We start from the raw sequence: 1,456 nt of genomic DNA, 5'->3' as shown, positions 1-1,456 counted from the left end.
AATTCGCTGGCGACATCCTGAGAGAGGCTTGGTTTCTCCACAAGAGTTTGTGGAGATCGCAGAAGAAAACGGCCTGATTTCAGATTTAGGTGCGTTTGTTTTATATGCGGCTTGTCAGCAAACTAAAGCGTGGCAAGATCAAGGGTTTGGCGATCTCAGCGTGTCGGTTAACCTTTCACCTCGTCAATTATTAGAGCCTCATTTGAAGAGTATTATTATTGAGAGTATTGCCGAGTCTGGCCTTGATCCTCAATATCTTGAGCTGGAACTGACTGAGTCAGCTTTGAAAGAGGATATTCAGGGGGTGAGTGAACGACTTTCTGATTTGCGCGATATCGGTATTAAAGTATCGGTTGATGACTTTGGAACGGGCTATTCTTCTTTGAGTTATCTGCGCCACTTACCGGTCGATACCTTGAAGATTGATCGAGAGTTCATCACCAACATTGAGTTATCCAAAGAACAGCAAGCCATTACAAAGGCGATTGTGGTGCTAGGTTCATCGCTTGATCTAAAAGTAGTTGCCGAAGGTGCAGAAAACGAAGCACAGCTCGATCTTTTACGTGAGTTAGGCTGTGATTATGTGCAGGGCTACTATGTGTCGAAGCCTCTTGGAAAAGAGGCCATGCAAGTGCTTCTGCAACAGCAGAGCCAGTAATCTATTCAGATTGCTTTAGCGATCAGTCCGATACCAGAAAGCAATAACAAAGCACGACAAGCCTGCATAAATGTTTGTTCTGATAATCGTTGCTGAATACCTTTCCCAAGCCAAATTCCGAACAATGCAATCGGGAATAGTAATGCGCTGATCATGAATGACTCTTTGCTCCATTGCTCGTTCAACGTGTATGGGATGAGTTTCACGACATTCATGATCGCAAAGAATGCCGCAGCAGTAGCAAGCCAGGGCAATTTTTCCAATCGTCGCGATATGAAATAAATATTGATGGGAGGTCCGCCCGCATGCACAAGGGTGCTGGTGAGACCAGATGTGGTAGACCAAAACCAACTAGCTCGGGTTAATTTAGCGAAAATCGTTTGTAGGGATGCCCAGGTAGCAAACACAATCGATAATACGCCTAAACCAATCAGCAGCCATCGCTCAGGTAGACTCCCCATTGATAAGCCTCCAAGCAGTATCCCGATGAATGCACCTGGTAACAGTCGTTTGAGTTCGTTCCAATTAATATGTGAGCAGTAATAACGAAGTGTTTTGGCGTCCATTAATAGAAGTAAGGGCAGCGTAATTGCGGTTGCCTCTAGAACCCCTACTTTTAGACTCAGTAATGGAACGGCTACGACACCCGCTCCACCAGCGAATCCGGATTTAGAAATACCCGTTAAAACAAGGCCGATCATAGCGATCAGCCAAAAAATGGGGTCTTGCACTAAGTTCGTCATAGAGACTGTCCGTTGATGTACTTAAGGTAAGTCAAACCATAATGCCTCTAGTGGT

The 1,456-nt window shown here is 45.1% G+C and carries 2 protein-coding genes; one reads left to right on the top strand and one right to left on the bottom strand.

Features of this window, described 5'->3' with window-relative positions; translation table 11 throughout:
* The coding region (locus A3739_RS01790; RefSeq protein ID WP_156502248.1) for a bifunctional diguanylate cyclase/phosphodiesterase at positions 1-658 on the top strand (658 nt) is incomplete at its 5' end.
* Positions 659-663: 5 nt separating this feature from the next.
* Here A3739_RS01790 and A3739_RS01785 read toward each other — a convergent pair.
* Positions 664-1,401 (bottom strand): sulfite exporter TauE/SafE family protein, encoded by a 738-nt coding sequence (locus tag A3739_RS01785; protein ID WP_068475991.1) that lies wholly within the window; start codon positions 1,399-1,401, stop codon positions 664-666.
* Positions 1,402-1,456: the final 55 nt, after the last annotated feature.

This window comes from Oleiphilus sp. HI0067 (genome assembly GCF_001635735.1).
The sequence above is the reverse complement of the archived record's forward strand: the minus strand, read 5'-3'. Positions and strand labels throughout refer to the sequence as shown.

What these genes read in the sequence shown, in the direction of transcription:
- A3739_RS01785 (WP_068475991.1), bottom strand. Translation starts at nt 1,401, where the DNA reads ATGACGAACTTAGTGCAAGACCCCATTTTTTGGCTGATCGCTATGATC.